Below are 6802 nucleotides of genomic sequence, written 5' to 3' on the forward strand. Positions count from 1 at the left end.
CTTTGGGGTTCAAAGGGGTTTCCCCTTTGGTACGGTCGACTGGTTACGAATGGCGCAGCTCATTTGTAGACAGTCGGTAACGTGCCTGTTTTTAAAATTCAGTATTCCCGCACAGGACACCCACAGGACATTGATAGGACTAGTTTATGACACCTTAAGGTCTAACAAAGGACATGAGAGGGCATATACAGGCTAGAAACACCCCTAACTAAGGGCAATTACAGGACGCATACAGGACACTTTTAGACCAATTATTGTTTTTAACTGGTGTAAGCTCGTCTCGAGATGATTATGAGGATCTGAAATGTCTAAAACGCTGGTGGAAACCCTGGACTCAATGGCCGCTGCTCATGCCAGCAAGAGTCAAACTGCTCGGTTGCGTGCCATATTCGTTCACATCGAGAATGCCCTACGATCTGGTGTGAGCCGGCAAGCTGTTCTGGATGCCCTGCACCAAGATGGATTCACATTGAGCATGCAATCCTTCGAAAAGGCTTTATATCGAATCCGTCAGAAAACCAAATTGCCCATTGCACCTCCTCCAATAATAAAAACAGTACTAACCACCACAACAAAGCCGAGTGCTTTTGCTCATATTGCTGATCTGAACCCGCGTAAGCCTGGTGAGTACAATCCTGTTCCGGATGAGGATCGGATTTATGGACGTAAACCAGAAAATACAACAAAGGCTCAAATTGATTTTAAAAAGCTCCGTGATGACACTATGAAGAACACAGATTGGGAAGCGTTGAGTAATGGCGATTAAAAATTAACGAGTCTTTTAGACCTGCTCGCAGTAAAGCCAATAATTGCCCTAAACGCGTCCTGTACATGTCCTGCAATGACCTGCATATGTCCTTTTACAGACCTGAAAGCATCTTTCATTAGTCCTTTGAGTGTCCTGTAATGGAATTCTGAAATTTAAAGACAGGCACGTTGACGACTGTTTACAAATGAGCTGCGCCATTCATAACCAATCGACCGCGCCAAAGGGGAACCCCTTTGAAACCCCGCACAGCGGGAAACCAGTTGATGGAGGGGTTGTTGGTTGGTTGGTTGGCCAGTGCCTGGAGTTCGCGCCCTCGCGTGGATGACTCGCAAGCGAAGCGCGCATCCATGGCGCGCCTGTATTTTTGCCGTTGATTCAGGCCGCTGCGCGGCCTGCGGGGATGTCAGGCATTTGTAGGGAATTGTCAGGCCTGATCGCGCTCTTCATCCGCTTCGGCGTCCAAGGCGGTTAACAGGGCTGTGACGGGGTCGTCTGAAAGGATTTCAGCCATGGTCTCGCTGGCCGAGTGTTGCCGTTGCAAGCGTGCCGGATGCGTCGCGGTGTGAATTTCCTTGAGCGCTCGAATACTGACCTGGGTGTAGATCTGCGTGGTGTTCAAGCTGACATGCCCGAGCATGGCCTGAATAAAACGAATATCGGCACCGTTCTCCAACATCAGCGTGGCCATGGTGTGGCGGAACAAATGGCAACTGCCTCGCTTGCCGATGTTGGCTTTTTCGATGTGCTCACGCACCAGTTGCGTCAGGCGATTGGGGCTGAACCCTTCGCCCTGCTGGGTCAGGAACAACGTGCCATCGTCCTGAGCCATCGCAAACTGTGGCCGGACGTCGTCGCGGTATTTGCTGATCCAGGCCAAGGCGCGCTCGCCGATGGGGATCATCCGATCTTTTTTGCCCTTGCCCTGCCGAATCATCACCGTGCCGCGCTCGTAGTCGATGGCACTCCAGCTCAGGCCAATCAATTCCATGCGACGCATGCCGGTGCTGTAGAGCGTTTCCAACATGGCCCGGTCGCGGATGCCGGTCGAGGTCTGGGTGTCCGGCACATTGAGGATGCGTTCGGCTTCATCGCCACTGAGGATGTGCTTAGGTAAACGCTGTTCCATCCTCGGTAAATCGAGGTCGGACGCCGGGTTGTAGAGAATGCGATTGCTCTTGGTCAGCCACTTGAACCACACCCGAATCGGCGTGATACGCACCGTTTGGCTACGGGCCGACAGCGCTTCACCGTCAGCCTTGCGGTAGAGAAAAAGATGACGCTGGTAGCGCTCCAGAATCGGTCGGGTGATCTCTTGCGGCCGGGTCAAACCGCGCTCGTCACACCAGCGGATGAAGGCAATCAATAAGTCTTCGCGGTTGCCCACGGTGCGCTCGGAGTAGCTGCGTTCGCGCTGGTATTGCAGGAACTGTTTCATCTGAAAATACAGGCTGCCGGGATCGCCCAGCGGGCCAATGATTTGTTCCGAAACACGCAGTTTTTTGCTCTCGCCTTTTTTCGGCATGACCACCTCGACTTAGACGGCGCTGGACAACGCGCAGCGGTTTTTTTGTGGCGGCTGGATCAGTGTTTTTTGAGGCAGGCCGACCGCTTCAGCCTCAACGCTAGACGCCGCGTGGCTTAGCGCCGAATTGAGGGTGTCCGACTGAGTACCGACCATGACCCGACCCGAGCCCGACCGCCGTTCTGCCTCCCCCGACCGGGCGGATTCATTGTCGAGTAGGTCGGCATCAATCAGGCCCATCAAGTGCGGCTGGTGACCGCTCTTGCCGTCATAGGTCAGGGTGTATTCATGGGCCAGCCCCTTGCGGTGCAGCAGCAGGTATTCCAGTTCGGTCAATCGGCCCAGGTGGATTTTCAACTGGGTATCCCCCCAGCCGGTGGCTTCACGCACGTCCTTGCGACCGAAGCGAAACTCACTGGTTTTCAGCCCCTGCACCTGACTGCGGGCCTCGACCCAACCTTGCAACAGCTCCAGCAAACGGCGCGTTTGCGGCGGCAATTCGTCCAGAGTGCGTCCGAGGATGTCGTGGGCCAATCGGTTGGCCAACACGATGTCGTTTTTTATCACTTCGATGTAAGGCAAGGGCTTGCCGCGGTGCTCGACGTGTTGAATCGGGCGTTGATGCTGATGCAGCAAGGCAATGCAGCGAATCAACGTCAGGTACTTCATGTGGTCACGCCGGGTGCGGGTTTTATCCGAAAGGAAGGTCAACTGATCGGCGAACGGATTGACCACCGCCACGGTTTTGATCAGGCGCTGGGCGTTTTGATGCAGGCGGACGATGGCCTGTTTTTCGGCGTCGGCCAGCAGGCCGTCGAGGGTTTGTTTTTTGCGTTGGGCGGCATGGATCGCTTCGGTCTGCTCGCGGCTTTCGTTGATGGTCAGCACCAAACAGCGGTTGAGCAGTTCTTCGTCCACGTCGATCGCGGTAGTGGTGAGCATCAGCATCACCGGGCCTTTGACGCTGTATTGCTTGGTCACCAAGTTGCCGCTGGCTTCGTCCTTGCCGGTGCTGGCAATGGTCAATTCGCCGTCCGATTGCAGCAGTTTCAGGGCGTAAGCGGCTTGGCGCACACCTTCCTCTTCGGCGATGGCCAGGATCTTGTGTTGCAGATCCGTTTCGCCGAGGTAGAACAAACTCTGGCCGGTCATGGCGCTGTATTGGATGCGTTCTTCTTCCGGCATCAGATTCAACACCGCGTCCATCAACGAGCTTTTACCCGCCGCGCTGGAGGACTGAATCAACACCGCCAAGGGCTGATCCAGTTTGCGCGACACGGCCGCCAAGTACCCGGCCAGCAGGTTGTAGGATTCACCAACGACCCCGCAACGGGTCAAATCCGCCTCGATGCGCTCGATCAGATTCGGCGCGCGCAATAGCTGCAACGCGGCCAATTCATCCTCCGCGTTCAGCGTCGGTGTGGGATTTTTTGGGGCCAGTGCCGCTTGGATTGAGGCTTCCTGCAAGCCTTCCAGCTTGAGTAACAGCTTGCCCAGATCGCGCTTGATGATTTCTTCCGGCGCACCCAGCTCGATACTGGCCTGCTTCAAATAACTGTATCTAGCCTTGGCCGCGTACAGGTCGAAGCTGTCCACGTAATAGGCCGCTTCGCGGCCCGTTACGTGCTCTTCGGCGACCTCGCGGCGCACCTGCACATTGACCCGCATTTGCTCCGGGCCGAGGTTCTTTTTCCAGCCGCGTACACGCCAGCGGCGGTCGGCCACGGCCAACAACAGATCGCCCTGAGCGTTTTCCGAGAACTGATCGGCCAGCGCTGCCGACTCAGAAACCGGCACACCGGGCACCGGTGGCAGAGTCGTTTCTGACGCTGAAACTTCAGGTAATAGAGCCACCGCCGCAACGGCCTGCGGCGCAGCAGCTAAAGAAAAAGAGGGTTCAGCTTCGACCGCCATCGACGTGCCTTTGCCCTGCCACCGCGCCTGTTGGATCAACTCACCCAGTGCCTGCGTTGGGCTTTCCACCTGCAAGGCAAAGGCATTGGCGTCTAGGCCTTGCGGGAACACCAGACGAAACACCTCGATGCCGGCAGAGCGCAGTTCCTCGGTCAACTTTTCGGCGGCGGTGTCGCCTGCTGAATCACGGTCGAAAGCAATCACCACGCGCTGGGTGCCATGGTGTTTCAGGGCCTGCCAGTGGTCCTGGGAAAAACCATTCACGCCATAGGCGCTGATGACGTTGCGAAAGCCTGCACACCAGAAAGTCATGGCGTCGATCAGCGATTCGCAGAGAATCACTTCCCGGCTGGCCCGCAAGGCCGCTTCATTCCACACCCCGCGCAACGGCGTGGCCAGGTACATATGCCGGGACTGGTTGGCTGGAATTTTATTACTCGGTTGCATCCGCCGCCCGTACAGTTGCATCACCCGCCCCGACTGTTCCGGCTGGGCACCGTCTTCCAAGCCCAACACCGGCACGACCAAGCACCCGTTTAAATGTTCGTGTCCGGTCGAACGCAACACACCCAAGGTTTGCAATTGTTGACGCATCTGGCGACCGGCCAAGGTATGCCCAGCGGGCAAACGGTAGGTCAGGGTTTTATTGGCATAGCCCAACTGGAAATGCTCGACCAGCTCGGGATGATTCAGGCCGCGAGCAACCAGATAGGCCAGCGCTTCGGGCGATTGCTTGAGGTTGGCATGGTAAAACTCGGCGACCGAGCGCAGCAGCGCGGCGTCTTCGACTGTCGACACAGCAGAAGCGCAAGAGCTCGCAGCTAAAGAAGGAAGGTGGCGAGCATGGCTGCGGGTCACCCCGACTTTTTCCGTGTTCTCCAGTGGTGCGTCGTTGCGCAGCAATTGCACCGCGTGCGGCAACGACACGCCCTGAGTTTTCATCACCCAATCGAGCACCGACCCAGCGGCCCCGCAGCCGAAGCAGTGATAGAGGTTTTTTTCGTCGGAGACCGACAGGCTGGCGGTGCTTTCGTCATGAAACACGCAACACATCACCCAATCCTTGCCGCGCTTTTGCAGCTGATGGCCCTGCGACTGGATCAGCCGAACCAACGACACCTCGCGCTTGAGGCGTTCCAGTTCAGCTTCGGGGATGCGGGCCATCGGGTTTTCTCCAAAATGCGTCAACGCTCGTTTGAGGTTTTATTTTAATACCTTATAGTGTGTCTACGTCAAACCTTATCAGAGACAGGGCATACAGTTATGGAATCCGAAACGATCTGGTTCCTACCCATGCATTTCCCAACACGCCTAATCCAGCTGCGCAAGGCCGCCGATCTCACCCAGCAAACCCTGGCTGATACCGCGTCAGTGCACGTTAATCAGATTCGACGTTATGAAGCAGGGACGGCGCAACCAACCTTAGAAGCCCTAATCCGGCTTGCTCAGGCACTGCATGTCAGTTTGGATGATTTGGTATTTGCTGAAGGGGAACGTGGGCCGTCCGACGATTTGCGCCTGCGTTTCGAGGCCGTCAGCCATATGCCCGAAGCCGAGAAATCGGTTATTAAGGCACTGCTGGATGGGATGATTCTGAAGTATCAGGCATCGCGGATTATGGGAACAAGCAGCAACCAAGCGAGCAGCTAAGAAGAAAGGCTAACACAAATAAAACAACACCGGCGCAAGGCCGGTGTTGAGGATAAGTAATGTTCAAGAAAACTCTATTTTGCAATCTGACAGAGGAATTGAGCGGCCATCGGCAATAACAAATTTATCACCTTCTATACGAGCAAGAAGCAAGCCACGAGCTTTTGCCCCTGCTTCAACTGCCTCCCGCCAACCTTCTATGTCTCCATGGTAAGACAAAGCATGAAACAAATGGCCATCCGACAGATAAATTTTGCAACTGTCAGAAACAACGCCACCATTAGTCGCCCTTATTAAGCCTGCAGAATCCAGGAGGGCATTAAATTGTTTCTTTACTTTGTTCTTCCCGTCATCTTCGTAGTAAATAAACTCCACCCCCTCAACGGGGTTTGAGCCTGGCACTGAGCGCTGGCCACGCTGTTCAATTACGCCGCCAAGAAGTTGTTCTAATACCTCCCGATCACTACCCATTACATGCCTCACTTAGTCGTCGGACTGATTACGAACTTAAAATTTTTGACTCCGGCATCGGAAAACACTTTTGAATAATAACTGGCTAACTCTGGGCTGTTCGTATGATAAATGGCGCCACCATCAAAACCTGAAGAGTACTTCTTCGCTTGATCCACCATTTTCGTTTGCTCCGCCACTGACCAAGGCTTCGAACCAGCTGGGCTCGCGGGGTTTCGAATTGAGCTACTCCAGTCGTCTACGAACTTTGCTTCGATAGCTGTTTTTTTACCGCCTATAACAGCTACATCGTCTGCAACACCATTTACAATCTTCCCATCTACTACTGTTCTGAATTGACGTTCCTCAAATGCAGTAGTACCGCCATACATCCCACGCACACCACTTTCATAGCTCTGCGCCTTGTCGATGGCCCGACTACCACTCACAACAATAGGATTGGTTGTTTCCAGCGCCTTGCCTGCGCCTTTTGCACC

At 54.8% G+C, this 6802-nt stretch carries 6 protein-coding genes; 2 read left to right on the forward strand and 4 right to left on the reverse strand.

What is annotated here, in order from left to right:
- Positions 1-304 precede the first annotated feature (304 nt).
- On the forward strand, positions 305-766 hold the full coding sequence (locus C7534_RS32075) for a hypothetical protein (protein WP_177412321.1): 462 nt from the start codon (positions 305-307) through the stop codon (positions 764-766).
- 427 nt (positions 767-1193) lie between these two features.
- On the opposite strand, the gene xerC is transcribed toward C7534_RS32075, so the two are convergent.
- Together xerC and C7534_RS32085 are read right to left on the reverse strand one after the other, a co-directional pair.
- Complete coding sequence (gene xerC, locus C7534_RS32080) at positions 1194-2291, reverse strand: site-specific tyrosine recombinase XerC (RefSeq protein ID WP_109788253.1); 1098 nt, start codon at positions 2289-2291, stop codon at positions 1194-1196.
- 12 nt (positions 2292-2303) lie between these two features.
- Positions 2304-5369, reverse strand: coding sequence for a CHC2 zinc finger domain-containing protein (locus C7534_RS32085; RefSeq protein ID WP_109788254.1), 3066 nt, complete (start codon positions 5367-5369; stop codon positions 2304-2306).
- A 99-nt stretch (positions 5370-5468) separates the two neighbouring features.
- Here C7534_RS32085 and C7534_RS32090 point away from each other — a divergent pair, with 99 nt between their 5' ends.
- Complete coding sequence (locus C7534_RS32090) at positions 5469-5855, forward strand: helix-turn-helix domain-containing protein (RefSeq protein WP_218278101.1); 387 nt, start codon at positions 5469-5471, stop codon at positions 5853-5855.
- Positions 5856-5918: 63 nt separating this feature from the next.
- Here C7534_RS32090 and C7534_RS32095 read toward each other — a convergent pair whose 3' ends face one another.
- Positions 5919-6326, reverse strand: coding sequence for a hypothetical protein (locus C7534_RS32095; RefSeq protein WP_109788255.1), 408 nt, complete (start codon positions 6324-6326; stop codon positions 5919-5921).
- A gap of 8 nt (positions 6327-6334) precedes the next feature.
- On the reverse strand, positions 6335-6802 hold a 468-nt coding region (locus C7534_RS32100; protein WP_146206235.1), incomplete at its 5' end, for a hypothetical protein.

The sequence above is a fragment of the Pseudomonas sp. OV226 genome (assembly GCF_003148705.1).
Classification (GTDB): Bacteria; Pseudomonadota; Gammaproteobacteria; order Pseudomonadales; family Pseudomonadaceae; genus Aquipseudomonas.

Coding starts and splice junctions, on each gene's coding strand:
- C7534_RS32090 (WP_218278101.1), top strand. CDS start 5,469: ATGGAATCCGAAACGATCTGGTTCCTACCCATGCATTTCCCAACACGC.
- C7534_RS32095 (WP_109788255.1), bottom strand. CDS start 6,326: ATGGGTAGTGATCGGGAGGTATTAGAACAACTTCTTGGCGGCGTAATT.
- C7534_RS32085 (WP_109788254.1), bottom strand. CDS start 5,369: ATGGCCCGCATCCCCGAAGCTGAACTGGAACGCCTCAAGCGCGAGGTG.
- xerC (WP_109788253.1), bottom strand. CDS start 2,291: ATGCCGAAAAAAGGCGAGAGCAAAAAACTGCGTGTTTCGGAACAAATC.
- C7534_RS32075 (WP_177412321.1), top strand. CDS start 305: ATGTCTAAAACGCTGGTGGAAACCCTGGACTCAATGGCCGCTGCTCAT.